General features: G+C 68.7%; 19 protein-coding genes and 1 tRNA gene. 9 read left to right on the top strand and 11 right to left on the bottom strand.

Annotated elements, in window-relative coordinates; genetic code table 11:
* The first annotated feature begins 134 nt into the window (after positions 1 to 134).
* Entirely contained in the window at positions 135 to 380 is a 246-nt protein-coding gene (locus tag ABFX36_RS13675; RefSeq protein WP_006898121.1) for a hypothetical protein, read from the top strand.
* A gap of 3 nt (positions 381 to 383) precedes the next feature.
* Here ABFX36_RS13675 and ABFX36_RS13680 read toward each other — a convergent pair whose 3' ends face one another.
* From ABFX36_RS13680 to ABFX36_RS13705, 6 genes are all read right to left on the bottom strand, one after another.
* Entirely contained in the window at positions 384 to 530 is a 147-nt protein-coding gene (locus tag ABFX36_RS13680; protein WP_169317727.1) for a hypothetical protein, read from the bottom strand.
* 516 nt (positions 531 to 1,046) lie between these two features.
* Positions 1,047 to 1,838, bottom strand: coding sequence for a dioxygenase family protein (locus ABFX36_RS13685; RefSeq protein WP_346076770.1), 792 nt, complete (start codon positions 1,836 to 1,838; stop codon positions 1,047 to 1,049).
* A 70-nt stretch (positions 1,839 to 1,908) separates the two neighbouring features.
* Entirely contained in the window at positions 1,909 to 2,502 is a 594-nt protein-coding gene (locus tag ABFX36_RS13690; RefSeq protein ID WP_045538958.1) for a hypothetical protein, read from the bottom strand.
* A gap of 453 nt (positions 2,503 to 2,955) precedes the next feature.
* Positions 2,956 to 3,028: transfer RNA gene (locus ABFX36_RS13695), tRNA-Thr, on the bottom strand.
* A 63-nt stretch (positions 3,029 to 3,091) separates the two neighbouring features.
* Positions 3,092 to 3,949, bottom strand: coding sequence for an arylamine N-acetyltransferase family protein (locus ABFX36_RS13700; protein ID WP_062366444.1), 858 nt, complete (start codon positions 3,947 to 3,949; stop codon positions 3,092 to 3,094).
* 47 nt (positions 3,950 to 3,996) lie between these two features.
* Entirely contained in the window at positions 3,997 to 5,154 is a 1,158-nt protein-coding gene (locus tag ABFX36_RS13705) for an NAD(P)-dependent malic enzyme (RefSeq protein WP_346076817.1), read from the bottom strand.
* Between the two features lie 393 nt (positions 5,155 to 5,547).
* Between ABFX36_RS13705 and ABFX36_RS13710 the strand changes: the two genes are divergently transcribed.
* From ABFX36_RS13710 to ABFX36_RS13720, 3 genes are read left to right on the top strand one after another with little or no spacing between them, the layout of a single operon-like run.
* Complete coding sequence (locus ABFX36_RS13710; protein WP_346076773.1) at positions 5,548 to 6,186, top strand: GntR family transcriptional regulator; 639 nt, start codon at positions 5,548 to 5,550, stop codon at positions 6,184 to 6,186.
* Positions 6,183 to 7,442, top strand: a complete 1,260-nt coding sequence (locus ABFX36_RS13715) for an MFS transporter (protein ID WP_346076775.1) — start codon at positions 6,183 to 6,185, stop codon at positions 7,440 to 7,442. Before ABFX36_RS13710 ends, ABFX36_RS13715 begins: the two co-directional genes overlap by 4 nt.
* A gap of 48 nt (positions 7,443 to 7,490) precedes the next feature.
* Positions 7,491 to 8,345, top strand: coding sequence for a hypothetical protein (locus ABFX36_RS13720; RefSeq protein ID WP_346076777.1), 855 nt, complete (start codon positions 7,491 to 7,493; stop codon positions 8,343 to 8,345).
* On the opposite strand, the gene galE is transcribed toward ABFX36_RS13720, so the two are convergent.
* Both galE and rfbB read right to left on the bottom strand, forming a co-directional pair.
* Positions 8,330 to 9,349, bottom strand: a complete 1,020-nt coding sequence (gene galE / locus ABFX36_RS13725) for a UDP-glucose 4-epimerase GalE (protein WP_006897973.1) — start codon at positions 9,347 to 9,349, stop codon at positions 8,330 to 8,332. The two genes, ABFX36_RS13720 and galE, sit on opposite strands and share 16 nt — an antisense overlap.
* Before the next feature lie 17 nt (positions 9,350 to 9,366).
* Positions 9,367 to 10,371: a dTDP-glucose 4,6-dehydratase gene (gene rfbB, locus ABFX36_RS13730; RefSeq protein WP_346076819.1), complete on the bottom strand. Its 1,005-nt coding sequence runs from the start codon at positions 10,369 to 10,371 to the stop codon at positions 9,367 to 9,369.
* Between the two features lie 80 nt (positions 10,372 to 10,451).
* Here rfbB and rfbA point away from each other — a divergent pair, with 80 nt between their 5' ends.
* Positions 10,452 to 11,327, top strand: coding sequence for a glucose-1-phosphate thymidylyltransferase RfbA (gene rfbA / locus ABFX36_RS13735; RefSeq protein WP_006897975.1), 876 nt, complete (start codon positions 10,452 to 10,454; stop codon positions 11,325 to 11,327).
* 2 nt (positions 11,328 to 11,329) lie between these two features.
* The gene (locus tag ABFX36_RS13740; RefSeq protein WP_346076779.1) at positions 11,330 to 11,938 is read left to right on the top strand and encodes a dTDP-4-dehydrorhamnose 3,5-epimerase family protein; all 609 of its coding nucleotides are present in this window, start codon (positions 11,330 to 11,332) and stop codon (positions 11,936 to 11,938) included.
* Between the two features lie 86 nt (positions 11,939 to 12,024).
* Here ABFX36_RS13740 and ABFX36_RS13745 read toward each other — a convergent pair whose 3' ends face one another.
* Positions 12,025 to 12,372: a hypothetical protein gene (locus ABFX36_RS13745; protein WP_346076781.1), complete on the bottom strand. Its 348-nt coding sequence runs from the start codon at positions 12,370 to 12,372 to the stop codon at positions 12,025 to 12,027.
* Between ABFX36_RS13745 and ABFX36_RS13750 the strand changes: the two genes are divergently transcribed.
* Positions 12,371 to 12,742: a hypothetical protein gene (locus tag ABFX36_RS13750; protein WP_346076783.1), complete on the top strand. Its 372-nt coding sequence runs from the start codon at positions 12,371 to 12,373 to the stop codon at positions 12,740 to 12,742. The genes ABFX36_RS13745 and ABFX36_RS13750 overlap by 2 nt on opposite strands.
* On the opposite strand, the gene ABFX36_RS13755 is transcribed toward ABFX36_RS13750, so the two are convergent.
* Positions 12,705 to 14,063 carry a M1 family metallopeptidase gene (locus ABFX36_RS13755; RefSeq protein WP_428832061.1) on the bottom strand — a complete coding sequence of 453 codons (1,359 nt, stop codon included), beginning with the start codon at positions 14,061 to 14,063 and terminating at the stop codon, positions 12,705 to 12,707. The two genes, ABFX36_RS13750 and ABFX36_RS13755, sit on opposite strands and share 38 nt — an antisense overlap.
* Positions 14,064 to 14,138: 75 nt before the next feature.
* Positions 14,139 to 18,017, bottom strand: coding sequence for a Pls/PosA family non-ribosomal peptide synthetase (locus ABFX36_RS13760; protein ID WP_346076785.1), 3,879 nt, complete (start codon positions 18,015 to 18,017; stop codon positions 14,139 to 14,141).
* Between the two features lie 234 nt (positions 18,018 to 18,251).
* On the opposite strand from ABFX36_RS13760, the gene fgd reads away from it, so the two are divergent.
* Both fgd and ABFX36_RS13770 read left to right on the top strand, forming a co-directional pair.
* Complete coding sequence (gene fgd / locus ABFX36_RS13765) at positions 18,252 to 19,265, top strand: glucose-6-phosphate dehydrogenase (coenzyme-F420) (protein ID WP_006897979.1); 1,014 nt, start codon at positions 18,252 to 18,254, stop codon at positions 19,263 to 19,265.
* 216 nt (positions 19,266 to 19,481) lie between these two features.
* Entirely contained in the window at positions 19,482 to 20,759 is a 1,278-nt protein-coding gene (locus tag ABFX36_RS13770) for a metal-dependent hydrolase family protein (RefSeq protein WP_006897980.1), read from the top strand.
* Position 20,760 lies beyond the last annotated feature (1 nt).

Genomic DNA, 20,760 nt, shown 5'->3' on the forward strand with positions numbered 1-20,760 from the left:
ACGCCCGAAGGCGGGCTCCACCGGAGCCGGTTTCTCCGGACCGGAGAAATTCTTCAGTCCTTTGACCAGCAGGTTATCCCGATTCTCGGATCCGGCGATTTCATCCGTCACGCGCGGGCGCGTGAAATGGTTGCATGCTCACTTGGGAGAACTTGGAGGACCGGATCGGCCGGAACTGGGCCATCGTGTCCAGGCTCGTGCTGGCCACAGTCCTCTATTACGCGGTCTCCGTCCTGTACCACGGGACGGTCGGCTACGCCGGCGGCGAGGTGTTCACTCGTCCGCTGACGGGGACTGCGATCTTCGCGGGCATCATGTGCATCCCGGCCGCGGCCGGGTGGTACGTGTCGCGACGGTTCGCTACGGCGGGGGACGCCTAGCGATCAGTCGTCGCCGTAGGCGGCTTCCGACTCGTCGTGCTCGGCGAGAGGATCGTCGCCGCCGGCACCCTCCAGCACCGTCAGCTCATTGTCGATCGCTGCGGAGACAGCTTCGGCCTTCTCTTTGATCTTGTCGATGAAGTCGGGCATGTGAGTCTCCTCGGACGGTGCGGAACCTGCCTCAACTATAGGTGCGCAGGGGAGATGGACGAGGGTCAGCCGCCGGGGAGCAGCGGCCGGCCTGTCGGGGCTTACGCCCACGGCGCGCTATGAGAGGGGTTAGCGCGTCGGGGCGTGACGTCGAGGAGGCGTCGGAGAGACTGACGGTCGGCACACGACCGTCGGCGTGACGGCCGGTGTGCCGCTCGCACTGTCGGGGATGCGAGCGGCACGCCGGCTGTCGCTGTTGAGCGAGCGTCTGGTTCTTAAGCCGCTTTAGTTCTCAGGCCGGTTGGGTGAGCGTGTGGTTCTTAGGCCGCTTTCGTTCTCAGGCCAGTTGAGCGAGCGGAGCGAGTCGAAACACAGCCAGCGGGAGTTTCGACTCGCTCCGCTCGCTCAACAAGCCTGGGTGGTGGCTGCTCGCTTAACGAGCCTGGGGGCTGGACGCCGAACAAGCCTGGGCGACTGCCCGCTCAACGTCCGGTGCCGGCAGGCAGAGGGCGCGGGTCACGCGGTGACGATGCTGCGCTTGGCCAGTCCCATCCAGAAGCCGTCGATCGGCTGCTCGGGTACGGCGTCGGCCCGGGTGGCGGCGCCGAGGGTGACGAACAGCGGCGCGAAGTGCTCGGTTCGCGGGTGCGCGTACGGCATACCGGGTGCGCGGTGCGCGAAGTCGAGGAGACCGTCGACGTCGGCGGCGGCGAAGCGTTCGCGTGTCCATTCATCGAAGTCGACCGACCACTGCGGGGGCGTCGCGCCGGGCGACGGATCGTCGAGGAAGGGCAGGCCATGAGTGGTGAAACCGGATCCGATGATGAGCACGCCCTCGTCGCGCAGTTCGGTGAGCCGCTCGCCGAGACGCATGAGGCGCGCGGGATCGAGGGTCGGCATCGACATCTGCAGCACCGGGATGTCGGCGTCCGGGTACATGATCGTGAGCGGCACGTATGCGCCGTGATCGAGCCGCCGCTCGGCGTCGCGATGCACCTGCTCGCCCAACGGCATCAGCCCGGCGACCCGATCAGCGAGATCGGGTGCGCCGGGCGATGGGTACGTCGTTCGGTAGTAGCGGTCCGGGAATCCCCAGAAGTCGTAGGTGAGGGGGACTCTCGAGTCCGTGGCTCCGATGGTCAGCGGTGCGGCCTCCCAATGAGCGGAGACCACCAGGATCTGCCGCGGTCGCGGAAGGTCGGCGGCGAGTCGTTCCAACTGGCCGACCCACCGTTCGTCGTCCACCAGGGGAGGAGCGCCGTGGCTGAGGAACAGCGCGGGCATGCGGTCGGCGGTCGGAGCGTTCATGGCTTCACATTCTCATCTGCGGTGTGACTGCGAATGGAACGTCGGCCGGCCGCCGGGTATTCCGCCCGCGTCAGCTGGCCGAGAGCAGGCTGAGGATGCTCGCGAAATCGGAGCTGCCGACGCCGGACTGCATCGCCAGGCTGCCGAAGTCCAGGACCGAGCCGATGCTGCCGATGCCGCTCGGGACGATCACCGGACGCACGGTGACGCCGACATCAGTCGGGTCGAGCAGGGTGCCCAAACCGCCGCACGTTCCGAGGAACAGGTAGACGCCGTCGCCGACCTTGACGTCCGTGGAGTTGCTGTTGGGTCCGGGACTGATCAGGTTGTTGCTCGCGGCGGGGCCGAGTCGGGAGCCGGAGGTGGCCATGATCTTGATGATCGTCAGGTAGTCGCCGGCGTTGAACGCGACGAAAGCCTGCAGCGCCTGAGTGCCGTCTAGCAGCAGGGAGGTACAGCTGCTCCCCAACCCGGTGGCGGGGTTCGGATTGGTCAGTGTCAGCCGCACGTTCTTGCCATCGAACGAGCCCTGCTCCGATTTCAGGGTCGGACCCTGGTAGCGGTCGGCGGCGGCGGCCTCGCCGGGAGTCGCGACGGTCACACCGGCGACGGCCGTCAGCGCGACCGCGGCGGTGAGTACGAGAGTTCGGAGATTTCGGAGCATTCGGGCACGTCCTGTCGGGTCCGGAACGGGGAGTTCGCCTGAAATATAGCCACCGAAGGCGCATTCGGCGTCATCGACGACGGTTCGTGGCACGGATCTGTACATGGCCGGAGAGTTTCGCGGAGCCGCCTGGCGTGTGAGACTGCCGACATCGTTGACAGTGACCTCGACGCGGTGAGCCGATGCCACGATCGGGCATGACAACCGAAGACAAACGACTCGCGAAGGACCCGCAGGGCTGGCGCGCCGGGCTCACGAGCTCCCCGTCATCGGCCCCGGAACGACCCCGGCAGGGTTCACCGACCGAATCATCGCACTGCGCCGACAACTGACCGCCGAAGGCGAAGACGCCGGACCAGTGACCATCGGGTGGCACCGACAATCCGCGAACCCCCGGAAAAGCAATGAGTCGCGACATCGTGTGTAAACGATGTCGCGACTCATCACAAACGGAGCCGCCTGGGGGAATCGAACCCCCGACCTATTCATTACGAGTGAATCGCTCTGCCGACTGAGCTAAGGCGGCGTGCCGTCTGACGACAGCGCTCATGATGGTACCGAGTCGTCAGCCTCGCAGGCAAAACGGGTGCTAGGAGGCCGATTCCGCGATGCGTCGGGTCTCCGCTGCGATCACCGCGCGACAATAGTCCGGGTCCAGGACCACGCCGAAGACGTCCGCGAGCAGGACCGGGAGCTCCGCGGGTTCGACGTCGCGGACCTGTGAGAGGCCGTCCGGTTTCTCCGTGGTCCAGGTGACCCCGTCGAGGGTCTCGTGTGTGCGTTCGTCGAAGCGCTGAACGAAGGATCGGGTGACGAACGGTGACCGGGGTGAAGTGGAGACGAAGTGATTGCCGACCGCGTAGTCGATCGGGAACTGCGGATCGAACGTGAACGCGTTGCGAGGGATCCACTCTTCGGCCCGCTGGGCGAGGACCCAGCGTGCGGTACCGAACAGGTCGCCGACCGGTGAAGAGGTGAGGCGGAAACCCCAGCCGTCCTGCTCCACCTCCGCGCCGTTCGCCAACGGGATCGGCTCGAGGGGGCCGCGGCCGAAGCCGACGTCACACAGGTATCGACTGCCGTCGTCGAACTCGACGGCGAGGAGCGCATGCGTCGCAGGCCGCGTCTCGGGGTCGCCGCCGAGAATCACCCGCCCGGACAGAGCTGTGAAGCGAAACCCGAGGCGTTCGAGTGCGGCGGCGAACAGCGCGACGTGCTCGAAGCAGTAACCGCCGCGCGCTTGCTCGACCAGCTTGCGCTGGACGGCAGCGATGTCGAGCGGAATCGGTCGGCCGACGATGATCTCGAGGTTCTCGAACGGGATGGACGTGACGTGGGCGCGATGGAGCTCGCGCAGCGCGTCGAGCGTCGGTACGGGCGGTGCGGCCGCACCGATCCTGTCCAGATACGCCGTGAAGTCGAGGCCGTCGCTGCACCAGAGGGACATGCGCCCCAGTCTGCCGGTGCGGCGACGGCCTCGGCCAGTGGATTTCGCTATCCGGCGACGCCCTCGGCGCGGGCCGCGGCGGCGACGGCCGCGGCCACAGCGGGAGCCACCCGCTCGTCGAGTGGGCTGGGCACGATGCGGTCAGCGGCCAGATCGTCGCCTACCACCGAGAGGATCGCCTCGGCGGCGGCGATCTTCATGCCCTCGGTGATACGGCGGGCGCCGGCGTCCAGCGCTCCGGCGAAGACGCCGGGGAAGGCGAGGACGTTGTTGATCTGATTCGGGAAGTCGCTGCGTCCGGTCGCGACGATCGCCGCATACTTGGCGGCCACGTCCGGATGGATCTCCGGGTCGGGATTCGACATCGCGAAGACGATCGCGTCGTCGGCCATCGAGGCGATGAGCTTCTCGTCGACGGTCCCCGCGGAGACGCCGAGGAAGACGTCGGCGCCGTCGAGGGCTTCGGCGACACCGCCGGTGAGCCCGCGCGGATTGCTCCATGCGGCGACCTCGTTCTTGTACTCGACCATGTCGGTGCGGTCGGTGCCGACGATGCCCTTGGAGTCGAGCACCACGATGTCGTCCACGCCCGCGGCCTTGAGGATCTTGGCGCACGCCACCCCGGCCGCGCCGGCGCCCGAGACGACCACCTTGAGTCCGGCGAGCTCACGGCCCAGGAACCGGACCGCGCCCTTGAGGGCGGCGAGGACGACGATCGCCGTGCCGTGCTGGTCGTCGTGCATCACCGGGCAGTCGAGCGCCTCGATGACGCGGCGCTCGATCTCGAAGCAGCGCGGCGCCGAGACGTCCTCGAGGTTCACCGCGCCGAAGCTGGGCCGCAGCCGGACGAGCGTCTGGACGATCTCGTCGGGGTCGGTGGTGTCGAGAACCAGGGGGATGGAGTTCAGGCCCGCGAAGGTGCGGAACAGGGCGGCCTTGCCCTCCATGACCGGCAGCGAGGCGCGCGGGCCGATGTCGCCCAGACCCAGGACGGCGGTGCCGTCCGACACCACCGCCACCAACCGGTCGGTCCAGGTGTAGTCGTTGACGAGTTCGGGTTCCCGGTGGATCGCGCGCGATACCTGCGCCACGCCGGGTGTGTAGGCGATCGAGAGATCGCGCTGGGTGGCGATGGGGGCGCTCAGTTCGACGGACAGTTTGCCGCCGCGGTGCGCGTCGAAGATCTCGTCGTCGGTGATGGGCATGTCGGTGGTCTCCGGCTCGCTCGGTGCAGCGATCGTCTCGTCTGCCGTACTGGTCACTGTGTCTCCTCGATGCGGACGCCGTTGTCCGTTGTCAGATCTGCTCCGCGGATGCTGCCGACACGCGCAGAGGTGAAGGGCGCCGCGGAGTGTGTGCAGCGTATTCGTCTCGGCGGCACGGTGGCGCCGAACGGTCGCGTCGTCGCGCAAGTCACATCGCGGGGAGGGTCGCTCGGCCGTCGACGGTGGCGGTGACGCCCGCGTCGAAGAGGATGGAGCCGACGCGGCACGGATGAGATTGTGCCATCGGCGCGCACGACCGGTGCACGCGCCTGCGGGGTCGCCTCCCCGATGCGGCCGTCGAGGCCGCCGAGCGCTAACATACAACTTGTGTCTATGACGTATTCATCCGCGGACCGCGTGTACGACGAGGTCAAGGAATTGATCCTGACCTGCGACCTTCCCGGCGGGGAGATGATCAGCGAGGGCGAGATCGCCACTCGGTTCGACGTGAGTCGCACACCGGTCCGCGAGGCCTTCCTACGGCTGGCCGCCGAGGGCTGGATGCGTCTGTACCCGAAGCGCGGCGCGCTCATCGTCCCGATCGGCGAAGGCGAGGCCCGGGACGTCCTCGACGCCCGTGTGCTGCTCGAGACCCACGCGATGGAGTCAGTGTCGGGCGACACCGTGGCCATCGCCGCACTGGTCGGCCGACTGGAGGACAACCTCTCGCAGCACCGGCTGGTGGATCCGGCCGACGCGTCGGAGTTCGCGCGGCTCGACGCCGAGTTCCACCAGCTGATCGTCGCCGCCGGGCGCAACGGGCTGTTGGCCGACTTCTACGTCTCGCTGGGCGAACGGCATCGTCGGATGACGGCCGAGCGACTGCGTCACGATCCCGGAATCACCGAACGCATCGTGGCCGATCACGCCGACCTCGCGCAGGTGGTCGGAGCGGCCGACGCCGCCCGTTTCGCGTCGCTGCTGACCGCACACCTCACCGGTGTCCACGGCACGGACGGAAGCGCGGCATGAGCGCGGCCGAACGCGCACGCGGCGCGGTCGCCGGGTGGCCCGCGGTCTCGCTGGCGGTCTTCACCGCGGCATGGGGCGGCAATGAGTTCACACCGCTGCTGGTCATGTACCGGACCGCATCGCAGATGTCGGCGGTGGTGGTGGACGCCCTGCTGTTCCTGTACGTGTTGGGCATCGTCCCGGCACTGCTGGTCGGCGGACCACTGTCGGATCGGCTCGGCCGCCGCGCGCTGATGCTGCCGTCGCCGGTGATCGCGGCGGCCGGGTCCATCCTCCTGGCGCTCGGCGAGCACTCGGTTCCGCTGTTGGCCGCCGGCCGCGTCCTGAGCGGTGTGGCGCTGGGTCTGGCGATGGCGGTCGGCGGAACGTGGATCAAGGAACTGTCGGACCGGGCGGGCGATCCGCCGTCGGCCGGTGCCCGACGCGCCGCGTTGAGCCTGACCGCGGGCTTCGGGGGCGGTGCGGGCCTGGCGGCCGTGCTCGCGCAGTGGGCTCCGCTGCCGGGACAATTGTCGTACCTGGTCAACGTCGCACTCGCGGTGGCCTCGCTCGGTCTGATCCTGCGGACGCCGGAGACCCGGCCGCGTGCCTCGGACGGTCGGCTGCGGGACGCGATGCGCATTCCCTCGGCGATGAAGCCGCGGTTCTGGCTGCTCGTGGCGCCGGTGGCGCCGTGGGTCTTCGGCGCCTGCGCGATGGCTTATGCGGTGATTCCCGCGATGATGACCGAACACACGCCCGGCACCGCGATCGCGTTCGCCGGTCTCTGCTGCGTCGCGGGACTCACGGCGGGCTTCTTCATCCAGACCCTCGGCAAGCGGATCGACCGCCCGGGGTCGGTGCGCACCCTGCTCGTGGCACTGGGTCTGGTGGCGGTGGGGATGGCGCTGGCGATCGTCGTCGTGCTGCACCCGTCGATCGCGCTGGCGGTGGTGACCGCCATCGTCCTGGGCTGCGGCTACGGCATGGCGCTCATCTCGTGCCTCATGGAGGTCCAGCGTTTCGCCGGACCCGACGATCTCGCCGGGCTCACCGCCGTCTTCTACACCCTGACCTATCTGGGATTCGCCTCGCCGGCTGTGATGGCTTGGGTCGTCGAGCGTTTCCCGTCGATCAGCTACCCCGAGATGTTCGGAGCGGGAATCGCGATGACCGCACTCGGGGCCGCGGTGGTCTCCCTCGCGAACCGCACGCGAGCGGCCGGTCCGCAGACCGTGGAGCCGGCCGAGCAGACCGTGGACCTCGAACGCGTCTGAGCCGGCTCCCGTACCCGCCCCCGGGAGAGGGGTGACATGATTTCGCGCATGGTTCCGACCAAGATCACCGGACCGCTGAACGCGGTGCTCGCGCGTCTGCCGGAGAGCGCCGCAGATCACCTCGTCCTCGGGTACCGGATGGTCCGCGCGATAGCGGTCAGCAATGTCAGCGACCGTGCGATGACCCTCGCGGCGCAGGCGTTCACCTCCATCCTCCCGGTGCTGTTGCTGCTGACCACGATTCCCGGAGACGGCGTCCTGGACCGAACGATCATGATGTTCAGCCTCGACGGACTCGTCCTGGGACACCCGGATTCGCCGGGGTCGTACGCGTCGTTCGGCATCGCGGGCGCCTTCATGACCATCGTGTCCGCGACTTCGCTCGCCCGCGCCCTCGACCGCATGTACGTCGGCGTCTGGGGTGTGCGGTCCACCGGGCTGCGCGGCTGGTGGCGGTGGCTCACCGTGGTCGCGGTACTCGCCCTCGCGACCACGGCGCAGGCGGTCGTCGTCCTCGACTACAACGAGGACGGCGGACGCATGGTGTTCGCGCTGATCTGGACCTTCGTCATCTGGATGCTGGCGTGGACCGCGGTCCCGCGGATTCTGACGGTGCGACAGCTGGCCGCACCCGACCTGTGGAGCATCGGCGCCCTGGCCGGCGCCGGACTGACGGTCTTCATGGCGATCACGCAGATCGGCTACGCGCAGGTCTTCCACTCCGCGCGCACCTCGTTCGGATCGCTGGGCATGGTCTTCGCGGCCATCGGCTGGCTGTTCGTGTTCACCGCGATCGTCGTCGTCGCGACAGTTCTGGCACAGGTGATCCGCACGCCGAACGACGCGGACGACGCCTTGGTCGAGGAACCGGTGGAGCTGCGCTCCGACTACGCGTCCGGATAACCGTTCGGATTCTGCGACTGCCAGCGCCAGACGTCGGCGCACATGTCGTCGATGCCGCGGCCGGCGTGCCAGCCGAGTTCCCGATTCGCTTTCGACGGATCGGCCCAGTTCGCCGCCAGATCGCCCGGCCGGCGTGCGACCACCTCGTACGGAATCGTCCGGCCGCTGGCGCGCTCGAAGGCCGCGACCAACTGCAGCACCGACACCGGCTCACCGCTGCCCAGGTTCCACACCGACAGCGCGTCGGCGGTCTCACCGAGCCGGTCGAGCGCGGCGATGTGGCCGGCGGCCAGGTCCTCGACGTGGATGTAGTCGCGGACGCCGGTGCCGTCGACGGTGTCGTAGTCGTCGCCGAACACCGACAGCTTCTCCCTGCGTCCGACAGCCACCTGTGCGACGAAGGGCATCAGATTGTTCGGCAGCCCGTTCGGGTCCTCACCGATGCGGCCGCTGGCGTGCGCGCCGACCGGATTGAAGTAGCGCAACAGGGCGATCCGCCAGGAGTCGTCGGCGACGGCGAGATCGCGCAGCACCTGCTCGATCATCACCTTGGTCCAGCCGTACGGATTGTTCGCCGACGTCGGCATGTCCTCGGTGCGCTGGAGCACCGGGTTCTCGCCGTACACCGTGGCGGAGGAGGAGAAGACGAACTTCCGCACGCCGCGGGCGTCCATCGCGCGGAGCACGCTGAACGCGGTGTCGAGGTTGTTCCGGTAGTACTTCAGCGGCTCGGAGACCGATTCCCCGACCGCCTTGAATCCCGCGAAATGGATGACGGCGTCGATGTCCTCGGCGGCGAAGATCGCGGCGGTGGCCGCCTCGTCGGTCAGGTCCACGCGGTGCACCTTGATCGACTGTCCGCTCAGTTCCTCGAGCCGGTCGATCACCGCGGGCTTGGCGTTGCTGAAATCATCGGCGATCAGGACGTCGTGCCCCGCCGCCAGTAGTTGCAGGACGGTGTGCGAACCGATGTAGCCGGCGCCGCCGGTGACGAGTACGCGCATGAGTGTCGGGTCTCCGATCAATCGAGGATCTGCTGAGTCCGGGCGTAGGCGGCTTCCACGCCCTCCTTGTGCGGCGCCCACCAGTCGCGGTTCTCGCGGTACCACGCGATCGTCGCGGCGAGGCCGGCGGCGAAATCGGTGTACGCCGGCCGCCACCCGAGTTCGGTGCGGAGGCGGTGGGAGTCGATCGCGTACCGGCGGTCGTGGCCGGCGCGGTCGGTGACGAAGTCGAAGGCGTCGGCGGGCTGTCCGAGCGCGGTCAGAATCGCCTCGACCACCGTGCGGTTGTCGACCTCGCCGTCGGCGCCGATCAGATAGGTCTCACCGATCCGACCGCGGTCGACGACGGCCCAGACGGCGTCGTTGTGGTCGTCGACGTGGATCCAGTCGCGGACGTTGCGCCCGTCGCCGTAGAGCTTGGGCCGCACCCCGGTCAGCACGTTCGTGATCTGGCGCGGAATGAACTTCTCGATGTGCTGATACGGCCCGTAGTTGTTCGAGCAGTTCGAGATGGTGGCGGCGATGCCGAACGACCGGACCCACGCGCGGACCAGCATGTCGCTGCCGGCCTTCGTGGAGCTGTACGGGCTCGACGGGTTGTAGGCCGTCTCCTCGGTGAAACGCGTCGGATCGTCGAGATCGAGGTCGCCGTAGACCTCGTCGGTGCTGATGTGGTGGAGGCGCACGTCATGCCTACGGACTGCTTCGAGCAGCGTGTACGTGCCGACGAGGTTGGTCTGGACGAATGCCGACGGGTCGGCGAGCGAATTGTCGTTGTGCGATTCGGCCGCGAAGTTCACCACGAGATCCGATTCGGCGACGAGCGGATCGACGGTCGCGGCGTCGGCGATGTCGCCGCGGACCACGCGGATCCGGTCGGCCACCGGTTGCAGCGTCGACGGGTTCGCGGCGTAGGTGAACTTGTCGAGAACGGTCAGCTGGGCGTCGGGCCGGGTGGCCAGTGTCCGCAGCACGAAGTTGGCTCCGATGAAACCGGCTCCGCCGGTCACCAGCACTCGCATACGGGTTCCCCCGGATCCGGGCATCGCTGCCCCGTGGCTTCGAAATCTGTCGCGGCCAACTGTACCGATAGGCTGATCGCATGCGCGGAATCATCCTCGCCGGCGGCACCGGGAGCAGGCTTCACCCGATCACGCTGGGTGTGAGCAAACAGCTGGTCCCGGTGTACGACAAGCCGATGATCTACTACCCGCTCTCGACGCTGATGCTCGCCGGGATCCGGGACATCCTGGTCATCACCACGCCCGGCGACCGCGCCGCCTTCGAACATCTCCTCGGCGACGGCGAGCGGTTCGGCGTCTCGATCAGCTACACCGTTCAGCCCGAACCGGAGGGCCTCGCGCAGGCCTTCCTGCTCGGTGCCGATCACATCGGCGACGATTCCGTCGCGCTGGTCCTCGGCGACAACATCTTCTACGGTCCGGGGCTGGGTTCGCAGCTCAAGGGGTTCGATGGGCTCGAGGGCGGTGCGATCTTCGCCTACCGGGTCGCCGATCCCAGCGCGTACGGTGTCGTCGAGTTCGACTCGGCGGGGAACGCGGTGTCGTTGGAGGAGAAGCCCGCGAGGCCGAAGTCGCGCTACGCGGTGCCGGGGCTGTACTTCTACGACAACGACGTGGTCGACATCGCCGCCGGCCTACGGCCCTCCGCGCGCGGCGAATACGAGATCACCGACGTCAACGCGGAGTACCTGCGGCGCGGAAAGCTCCGGGTCACGGTGCTGCCGCGCGGCACGGCCTGGCTCGACACCGGCACCTTCGACGGTCTGCTCGACGCGGGGAACTTCGTCCGGACGGTGGAGCAGCGGCAGGGGCTCAAGATCGCGGTGCCCGAAGAGATCGCTTGGCGGCTGGGATACCTCGACGACGAGCGGCTCCGCGCGACCGCCGTACCCCTTGTGAAATCCGGTTACGGAAGTTATCTGCTCGACCTGCTCGAGCGCGGACGGGAGTTGTGAGCGTGGATGTACGACCGCTGAGCATCGACGGCGCGTGGGCCTTCACCCCCGTGCTTCACGGCGACGATCGCGGAGTGTTCCTGGAAGCCTTCAAAGCCGACGTGGTCGCCGAGACCATCGGCCGACCGTTCCAGCTCGCCCAGGTCAACACCTCGGTGTCGGCGGCGGGCGTGGTCCGGGGCATCCACTTCTCCGATGTGCCGCCGAGTCAGGCCAAGTACGTGACCTGCTCTGCGGGGGCGGTGCTCGACGTGGTCGTCGACATCCGCGTCGGCTCGCCGACCTTCGGCCGCTGGGACGCGGTGCTGCTCGACGACAACGACCGCCGCGCCGTCTACCTGTCGGAGGGATTGGGCCACGCCTTCTGCTCCCTGCAGGACGGATCGGTCGTCACGTATCTGTGCTCCACCGGATATCGGCCGGGCAGCGAGCACGGCATCGACCCGATGGACCCCGAACTCGGCATCGAATGGCCGAAGATCGCGCGCGACGGCTCTCCGCTGGAGTACGTGCTGTCGAAGAAGGACTCCGCCGCGCCGGGCCTGTCGCAGGCTCGGGAGTCGGGATTGCTGCCGAGTCTCGATGACGTGCGCGAGTTCCTGACGGACTGAGCTCGAGTCAGGAAATTTTGGCTCCCGGAAGGGTCTGAGAGACCGTTCCGGGAGCCAAAATTTTCGGCGGAGGCGAAGAAGCGACGTCAACCCCCGACAGCGACGCGGAACAGCGGTCGGTGGTGAGCTGCGAATCGCACTTCGGTGGTTCCTTGGGGGACTCCGAGCACCACCGTGCCGTCAGCGGTCAGCCCTGGAAACTCCTTCATCAGGTTCAACTGCGAACTGCCGGGACAAGTGACGGACGGTTCGACTTCAACCGCCCGGTTGCCGGCGACACCACTCCACGGAAACGAGCGGAATGGCGAGGTGAACTCCGGCGAAGCGTCTGCGGGCATCTCGGCGGCAAATGTCAGCGCAACGTATCTGTCCGCGGGCCGATAGGAGTCGGAGCACTCCGCGTTCAGGTTGAGATCGGTCAGCTTCAGTGTCATGCAGACGACGGAATCGTTGCTGTCGCAGGGGACGTCGACCGAGTCTCCGACCTTCAACGTCGGTGTCGAGGCCGTCGCGCGCTTCGTGGTGCTCGGGACCACCGTGTACGTCCGGTCGATGTACTCGGTGACAGTCGTCGTCGCGGTCGACGAGGACGGTGAGCCGCACGCCGTCAGTGCTGTGACCAGCAGGACAGGCGTCGCTGCGAAGACGATCGCACGGGTGAACCCGGTGCGGCGACGTTCGGTCGAGTTCGAAAGCATGACTGGATCATTGCACGCAAGTCGGACTCGCCGGATCCGACTCGGCGGTGGCGAGATCTGCGGCGCGCTCAGCCCAGGGACGGGAACGGCGGGAGCGCGGGGGTGAAGAGCCAGTCCTGCCAGATGTCGTTCAGCGACGATGTGGAGAAGGTGGAGGCGAGCGCGATGAAGTCCTCGGTGGTCACGCAGCCGTAGGCGTACTTCTCCGTCCACCGGCGGAGGAGAGCGAAGAACTCGCCGTCGCCGATCCGCAGACGCAGCGCGTGCAAGGTCATCGCGCCGCGCTTGTAGACCCAGTCCTCGAACATCTCCTCGGCGCCGGGGTCGGCGAGCGGGACGCGGACCGGCGCGGCGGCGAGCTTGGCGTAGTAGTGCCGCGCCCACTCGTCGGCCGACCTGCCGCCGGAGTGCTGGCTCCACAGCCACTCGGCGTAGCAGGCGAAGCCCTCGTGCAGCCAGATGTCGCGCCAGCGCGCGACCGTCACCGAGTTGCCGAACCACTGATGCGCGAGCTCGTGCGCGACGAGGCGCTCGTGTTCCCGAGTGCCGTCGCAGTGGTTGGCGCCGAAGGTGGAGAAGCCCTGAGATTCGAGGGGGATGTCGAGGTCGTCCTCGGTGACGACGGCAGTGTATTCGCGGAACGGATACGGGCCGAACATCTCGATGAAGGCGCGCATCATCTGCGGCTGCCTGGCGAAGCTCACGTCGAACCGAGCGCGGAGCGCGGGCGGGACCAGCGCATGCACCGGCACCGGTTCCTCCGCCATCGTCCGGTGTTCGTACTGTCCGATCTGAATAGCGGCCAGGTAGGTCGCCATCGGCTCCACCTGTTCGTACACCCAGGTGGTCTGCGCGGCGCGGCGGCGTTTGGACGCGAGCCGGCCGTTCGCGAGCGCAAAGTACGGGCTGTCGGTGGTGATCTCGATGCGGAACGGCGCCTTGGCCTCGGGATGGTCGTCGCAGGGGAACCATGACGGCGCGCCGTTCGGCTGATTGGCGCACAGCGAGCCGTTGTCGAGTTCCTCCCATCCGACGTCGCCGAAGGGACCCCGTATCGGCCGGGGACTGCCGCGGTAGCGCACCTCCACCGTCAGCGCACCGCCCGGTGGCACCGGCGCCGGCGGCGTGATCGACAGCTTGCCGAGCCGGTGGGAGAAGCGTGCGCGCCGGTCGTTGACCGTCACGCGGTCCACGCGCATGCCCGTCGCGAGGTCGAGGCTGAACCGGCTCAGTTGCTGGTACGACGACGCGGTGATGACCGCGGTCCCGGACAGCCTGTTGCTGCTGACTCGGTACTCGAGGTGCAGATCGTAGCGGGAGACGCGGTACCCGAGGTTGCCGTTGCGGGGAAGGTACGGATCCAACTCATGGGAAGCCGCACTGAGTTTGGGGGTGTGCCACGCGGACTTCTCGATCTTGCCTGGCACAGACAGCCTTCCCGTTGGTCGATTGGCGCGGCAGTTGGAGCCTACCGCTGAACCTGCGACGCCGCGTGACGACGGTCAGCGCGGCCACGGCGTGATCGGATTGCCCTGCCAGCGCGTGTGCGCCGGAACCACGTCGCCGCGCATCACGAGCGACGCGGGCCCGACCGTCGCCGACGTCTCGATGCCGGAGGCCGGCAGCGCCACGCAGTGCGGGCCGAGTGTGGCACCCGCCGCGAGGGTCACCGAGTCGATCGCCATCACGCGGTCGTGGAACAGATGCGTCTGCACCACGCAGCCGCGCTGGACGGTCGCGCCGTCGCCGAGCGTCACCAGGTCGGCTTCGGGCAGCCAGTACGACTCGCACCACACGCCGCGGCCGATGCGCGCGCCCAGCGCCCGCAGCCACAGGTTGAGCACCGGGGTGCCGGCCGCGGCGTTGGCGAACCAGGGGGCGGCGACCGTCTCGACGAAGGCGTCGGAGAGTTCGTTGCGCCAGACGAACGAACTCCACAGCGGATGCTCCGATGCGCGAATGCGCCCCACGACCGTCCATTTGGCGATCGCCGCGATCACGCCCGCGACCGCTCCCGCCGCCAGCAGGATCAGCCCGCTGCATGCGGCGGCCACCAGCACGTTCGTCGTCACGGCCAGCGACTGCAGCGCGAACAGCACCCCGACCCCGATACCGAACGAGACCATCACCGCGATGATCCGCAGAGTCTCGACCACCCCGCGCGCCACGCGGAGCCGGGTGGGCGGGGCGAAGGTCCGTGACGTGTCGGACTCCGACGCCGTCCGCCGCAACCGCACCGGCGGGCTGCCGAGCCAACTCGACCCGCTCTTGGACTTCGTCGGCGCGGACGACAGCACCGCCACCAGCGAATTCTTCGGCAGCTTGCGCGAGGGCGCCACCATGCCGGAGTTGCCGAGGAAGGCTCGCTTGCCGACCTTGGCCTCGCCGACGCGCATCCAGCCGCCCCCGAGTTCGTACGACGCCATCAGCGTGTCGTCGGCGAGGAACGAGTCGTCGCCGACACTGGTGAACTTCGGGATCACCAGCGCGGTGGAGATCTCCGTCCCCCGGCCGATCCGGGCGCCCAGGGCGCGGAACCACCAGGGGGTGAGCAGGCTCGCGTACAGCGGGAACAGGTAGGTTCGCGCCGAGTCCATGAGCCGTTCGGTGGCCCACACCTGCCACCCGATGCGCGACCGGACGGGGTACACCCCGGCGCGCATTCCGATCGACAGCAGCCGCACCGCCACCAGGATGAGCAGCGCGAACGCGGCCATCGCGGCCACGGCGGCGACCGGCGCCACCGCCAGGCCGCGTGCCGCGGCGGCGCCCATCGAGTCCGCGGGCAGCGCCCAGGAGCCGATCACGGTGAGCCCGACGGCCAGCGACACCAGCGGTATCCCGGAGATGAGGAAGGCGCTGCACGCATATACCGGCACCCACCGGCGACGCCGCGGGGGCCGGTGCTCGGGCCAGTCGGCTTTCGCTTTGCCGACTTTGGCGGCCGGCGAGCCCGCCCATCGCTGTCGCGACTTCACCTTCCCGCGCACCGCCGATCCCGGGTCGACGATCGCGTCGCGTCCCACGGTGGCGCCCGGGAACAGCGTCGAGCGCGATCCCACGGTGGCGCCGGGCTTGATCGCGATCTCGCCGATCACGAGCTCGTCTCCGTCGATCCACCAGCCCGCGAGGTCGACCTCCGGCTCCACGGCGGCGCCGTCGCCGATCTCCAGCAGCCCGGTGACCGGCGGCAGCGAGTGCAGGTCGACGCCGCGGCCGATGCTCGCACCGAGCGCCCGGGCCAGCGTCGGGAGCCACGGGGCTCCCGAGAGATTGTGGGCACCGCTGGCCTGCATCAAGCGTTCGGCGGCCCACAGGCGCACGTGGACGGATCCGCCGCGCGGATACGTGCCGGGACCGACCCCCGCGAGCAGGGCGCGAGCTCCGGCGGCGGCGATCACCAACCGGCCGAAGGGAGTCACGAACACCAGGAACGCGACGATCAGCAGCCACCAGTTCACCGACGCCAGCCACGGCGCGGAGTAGCCGAGGGCGTCGGCGGCGGCGCGACCGACGTTGTTCGCGACGCCCAGCCAGGTGATCCACTGGATGCCGGTGAGCGTGGCGAGTGGGATGGATGCGGCCGCCTGCGCGAATCCGGTGGACCGCGGCACCGGCGTCACCGACCGCGGTGCGACGGTGGCCCCGGGTGCCAGGGAGTCGAGGAGCTCGGCCAGCGAGCCGAGCCGGGGGTGGTCGTAGAGGTCGGCGACGGTGATCTCGGGGTAACGGGCGCGCAGTGCCGTCACCAGTTGAGCCGCGGAGAGCGATCCGCCGCCCTCGGCGAAGAAGTCGGCTTCGGCCGAGTCGACACCGACGCCCAGCACCGCCGTCCACTGTTCGGCGAGCCACGCCTCGGTGGGTGTGAGATCGCCGCCGCCGTCCGAGGAGTCCGTGCCCGGCACCGGCCAGGGCAGCGCGTCGCGGTCGACCTTGCCCGAGGTGCGGGTGGGCAGCTCGTCCATGAGGACCAGCCGGGGCACCAGCGCGGCGGGCAGGTCCTCGCGCAGCAGCGCTTGCGCGGCCGCGACGTCGAAACTCGGGTCGGCCGACGCGAGATAGCCCACCAGCAGGGCGTTCCCGGTGGCTGTCTTGCGGACGGCGGCCGCCGCACCGCTGACCCCGGGGAGATTCTGGAGCGCGTTGTCGACTTCGCCGAGTTCGATGCGCCGACCGCCGATCTTGACCTGATCGTCCGCCCGGCCGACGAAGTCGAGACCGTCGTCGCACATCCGCACCAGGTCGCCGCTGCGATAGGCGCGATCCCAGCCGAGCGAGGGCATCGGCGAATACTTCTCCGCGTCCTTGACCGGGTCGAGGTAGCGGGCCAGCCCCACGCCGCCGATCACGAGTTCGCCAGTCTGCCCCGGCTCCACCGGCTGTTGGTCGGCTCCCACCACCGCGAGGTCCCAGCCGCGCAGCGGCAGACCGATCCGCACCGGCCGTCCCCGGTGCATCTGCGCGGCGCAGGCCACCACGGTGGCCTCGGTGGGCCCGTAGGTGTTCCACAGTTCCCGGTCGTCCGTCGCGAGACGGTCGGCCAGTTCGGGAGGGCACGCCTCACCCCCGAAGATCAGCAGACGGACGGCTTCGAGGGCCTCGGCCGGCCACATCGCCGCCAGGGTGGGGACGGTCGAGACGACGTTGATGTCGCGCTTCACCAGCCACGGACCGAGGTCCATTCCGGAACGGACGAGCGCCCGCGGCGCGGGTACGAGGCAGGCGCCGTTGCGCCACGCCAGCCACATCTCCTCGCAGGACGCGTCGAAGGCGACCGAGAGGCCGGCGAGCACGCGGTCGCCGGGTCCGAGCGGTTCGTCCTGCAGGAACAGCTGGGCCTCCGCGTCGACGAACGCGGCGGCGTTGCGGTGGGTCACCGCCACGCCCTTCGGCTTCCCGGTGGAGCCGGAGGTGAAGATGATCCACGCGTCGTCGGCGGTGGTCGCCGGGGACGACAGGAGTGCGGGGTCGTGATCGGTGCGGGTCTCGCGGTCGGTGCGCCGATGGACGCCGTCGGCGTCGATGATCGCGTCGACGTCGGCCTCGCCGAAGACCAGTCGCGCGCGTTCGTCGGGGTCGTCGGCGTCCACCGGCACGTAGGCCGCGCCCGCGTACAGGGTCGCGAGAATCGCGATGTACAGATGGCGATCGCCCGAGGGCATCCGGATACCCACCCGGTGCCCGCGTCCGATGCCGATCGACGCGAGCCTGCGGGCCACTCGACGCACCAGGACGGCGAGTTCGGAGTACGAGACCATGCGGTCGCCGTCGTCGACGGCCGGCGCGTCCGGGTACCGCTCGGCGGTGGCGGCGAGGATCTCGCACAGGGTGCGCGGAGCCGGTGCCTGGGACGAGAGCAGGTACTCGGGCGGGATCGGCACGGGTGATGGACCTCCGGGAGGCGACGCGAACGAGCAACGGGCCACCACGGCACGTCGAGGTAATTGTGCAACAGGGCGAACGGTCGCGCTGGGCGGCACACTGCGGGTCCGAGCCGGTTTCGCCTGCTCGACGAGCTCACCGGAGCGGACCGTAAGCTGGATCACGTCGGGCCGGCGACGCTCGATCACCGGCACGTATCGATGCTTGTATCACCAGCGCTCAGGAGATGAAACATGGCGGCACCGCTCAAACTCGGACTGAAGGCGTCGGCGGAGCAGTTCGACCCGCGCGAACTGGTCGAGGTCGGCGTGATGGCGGAGGAGTTCGGTCTGGACTCGGTGACGGTCAGCGACCACTTCCAGCCGTGGCGGCACAACGGCGGACACGCCCCGTTCTCCCTCGCGTGGATGGCCGCGGTCGGCGAACGGACGCAGCGACTGCAGATGGGCACCTCGGTGCTCACCCCGACCTTCCGCTACAACCCCGCTGTGATCGCCCAGGCGTTCGCGACGATGGCGTGCCTGTACCCCGGCCGGGTGATGCTCGGCGTCGGCACCGGTGAGGCGCTGAACGAGTACGCCACCGGGTTCCAGGGCGACTGGCCGGAGTTCAAGGAGCGCTTCGCGCGCCTGAGGGAGTCGGTCCGCCTGATGCGCGAGCTGTGGACCGGCGAGAAGGTCGACTTCGACGGCGATTACTACCGCACCCAGGGCGCCTACATGTACGACATCCCCGCCGAGCCGGTGCCGGTGTACATCGCGGCGGGCGGTCCGGTGGTGGCCCGGTACGCCGGACGGGCCGGCGACGGTTTCATCTGCACCTCCGGCAAGGGTATGGAGCTGTACACCGAGAAGCTCATCCCGGCGGTGAAGGAGGGCGCCGCCAAGGCCGAGCGGGAGTTCACCGACATCGACCGGATGATCGAGATCAAGATCTCCTACGACCGCGACCCGGAGACGGCCCTCGAGAACACCCGCTTCTGGGCGCCGCTGTCACTGACCCCGGAGCAGAAGCACAGCGTGAACAGCTCGGTGGAGATGGAGCGGCTCGCCGGCGAACTCCCGATCGAACAGGTCGCCAAGCGGTGGATCGTCGCGTCGGATCCGGACGACGCGATCGCGCAGATCAAGCCCTATCTCGACGCCGGGCTCAACCATCTGGTCTTCCACAACCCCGGGCACGACCAGCGCCGGTTCCTCGAGTCGTTCACCGCCGACGTGGTGCCGAAGCTGCGCGCGCTGGCCTGACCGGCCGAGGCGTTCCGGGGCACAGACGCCGAACCGTGCCGTCTGTGTCCCGTTTCGTGCCACTGGTCCGATACTCCCGCTTGGTCGGACCTGTGGCGACGATGAATGTTTGCAGGTAGGAGGATTTTTCCGGGGCCGACGGTTCTCGTTGGAGGCCCGATTTGAGAAAGTGCATTGCCTCCCGCGGGGCAAGGCTCTCGGATAGCGTTCCGAAATATGGGCAATGCGAAGGATTCTCGTAGAACTCTTATCAAGAATGCACGGGTGTTCGACGGTCTCGCCGACCGAGCCGCGGACGGAGTCGACGTCCTGATCGACGGACGCACGATCGCCGCGGTGTCCACCGATCCGATCGATGCGCAGTCGGCCGACGCCACGGTGATCGACGCGGGCGGCAAGTTCCTGATGCCCGGTCTGTCCGACGCGCACGTGCATCTGATGGGCAATGCGAACGGCTACCTGGACTTCGTGGCCGGGCCCACCGGCAGCCTGTACACGAACACCCTCGCCGAGGCGAGGCGCATGCTGCACCGAGGGTTCACCACCGTCCGCGACATGGGCGGCGACGTGGCGCCGATCAAGACCTCCATCGACCGCGGCGACTTCGAGGGCCCGCGGATCTTCCCCAGCCAGGCGATGATCTCGCAGACCTCCGGTCACGCCGACTTCGCGTTCGTCTATCAGACTCCGCAGGAGTTCGGGGGCGGCCCCTCGCGGACCGATGAGATCGGCTTCACGCGGGTGGCCGACGGCGTCGACCGGGTGCTGGCCGCGGTGCGCGAGCAACTCCGCAAAGGCGCGAGCCAGATCAAGCTCACCGTCGGAGGTGGCGCCGCGTCGATGTACGACCCGCTGTACACCCTGCAGTTCACGCCGGACGAGATCCGCGCCGCCGTCGCCGCGGCCGCCGATTACGGCACCTATGTGGCGACCCACGTCTACACCGTCGACGGAGTGCGCCGGGCGATCGAGGCCGGTGTGCGGTCCATCGAGCACGGTCACCTGGCGGATGAGGCGACCGTCGCGCTCATCGGGGAAAAGGGTTTGTGGCTGTCGATGCAGCCCTTCGCCGAGGCCGATCACCACTATCCGGACCCCGCGAGAGCAGCGAAGAACACACAGATCTGCGCGGGCACCGAAGCGGTGTACGGCTGGGCGCGCAAGCACGGTGTGCAGGTGGCCTTCGGCACCGATCTGCTGCTGGAGCCCGAAGCGGCGCCCCGGCAGAGCGTGATGGCCGCGCGGCTGGGCGACTACTACTCGAATGTCGAGGCGCTGAAGATGCTCACCTCCGGCAACGCCGCCCTGTTCGAGATGGCCGGTCCGCGCAATCCGTACGCGTCGGCCCGGCTCGGCGTGATCGCCGAGGGCGCGTGGGCCGACCTGCTGTTGATCGACGGCGATCCGATCGCCGACCTCTCGGTGATCGCACAGCCCGACGAGAAGTTCGTCCTGATCGTCAAAGACGGCGTCGTCGTCAAGAACGCGGTGTGAG

Origin of the sequence: Gordonia cholesterolivorans, assembly GCF_039531975.1 — a bacterium.
In the GTDB taxonomy this organism is placed as follows: domain Bacteria; phylum Actinomycetota; class Actinomycetes; order Mycobacteriales; family Mycobacteriaceae; genus Gordonia; species Gordonia sihwensis.

Coding starts and splice junctions, on each gene's coding strand:
- ABFX36_RS13675 (WP_006898121.1), top strand. CDS start 135: ATGCTCACTTGGGAGAACTTGGAGGACCGGATCGGCCGGAACTGGGCC.
- ABFX36_RS13680 (WP_169317727.1), bottom strand. CDS start 530: ATGCCCGACTTCATCGACAAGATCAAAGAGAAGGCCGAAGCTGTCTCC.
- ABFX36_RS13685 (WP_346076770.1), bottom strand. CDS start 1,838: ATGAACGCTCCGACCGCCGACCGCATGCCCGCGCTGTTCCTCAGCCAC.
- ABFX36_RS13690 (WP_045538958.1), bottom strand. CDS start 2,502: ATGCTCCGAAATCTCCGAACTCTCGTACTCACCGCCGCGGTCGCGCTG.
- ABFX36_RS13700 (WP_062366444.1), bottom strand. CDS start 3,949: ATGTCCCTCTGGTGCAGCGACGGCCTCGACTTCACGGCGTATCTGGAC.
- ABFX36_RS13705 (WP_346076817.1), bottom strand. CDS start 5,154: ATGCCCATCACCGACGACGAGATCTTCGACGCGCACCGCGGCGGCAAA.
- ABFX36_RS13710 (WP_346076773.1), top strand. CDS start 5,548: ATGACGTATTCATCCGCGGACCGCGTGTACGACGAGGTCAAGGAATTG.
- ABFX36_RS13715 (WP_346076775.1), top strand. CDS start 6,183: ATGAGCGCGGCCGAACGCGCACGCGGCGCGGTCGCCGGGTGGCCCGCG.
- ABFX36_RS13720 (WP_346076777.1), top strand. CDS start 7,491: ATGGTTCCGACCAAGATCACCGGACCGCTGAACGCGGTGCTCGCGCGT.
- galE (WP_006897973.1), bottom strand. CDS start 9,349: ATGCGCGTACTCGTCACCGGCGGCGCCGGCTACATCGGTTCGCACACC.
- rfbB (WP_346076819.1), bottom strand. CDS start 10,371: ATGCGAGTGCTGGTGACCGGCGGAGCCGGTTTCATCGGAGCCAACTTC.
- rfbA (WP_006897975.1), top strand. CDS start 10,452: ATGCGCGGAATCATCCTCGCCGGCGGCACCGGGAGCAGGCTTCACCCG.
- ABFX36_RS13750 (WP_346076783.1), top strand. CDS start 12,371: ATGCAGACGACGGAATCGTTGCTGTCGCAGGGGACGTCGACCGAGTCT.
- ABFX36_RS13745 (WP_346076781.1), bottom strand. CDS start 12,372: ATGACACTGAAGCTGACCGATCTCAACCTGAACGCGGAGTGCTCCGAC.
- fgd (WP_006897979.1), top strand. CDS start 18,252: ATGGCGGCACCGCTCAAACTCGGACTGAAGGCGTCGGCGGAGCAGTTC.
- ABFX36_RS13770 (WP_006897980.1), top strand. CDS start 19,482: ATGGGCAATGCGAAGGATTCTCGTAGAACTCTTATCAAGAATGCACGG.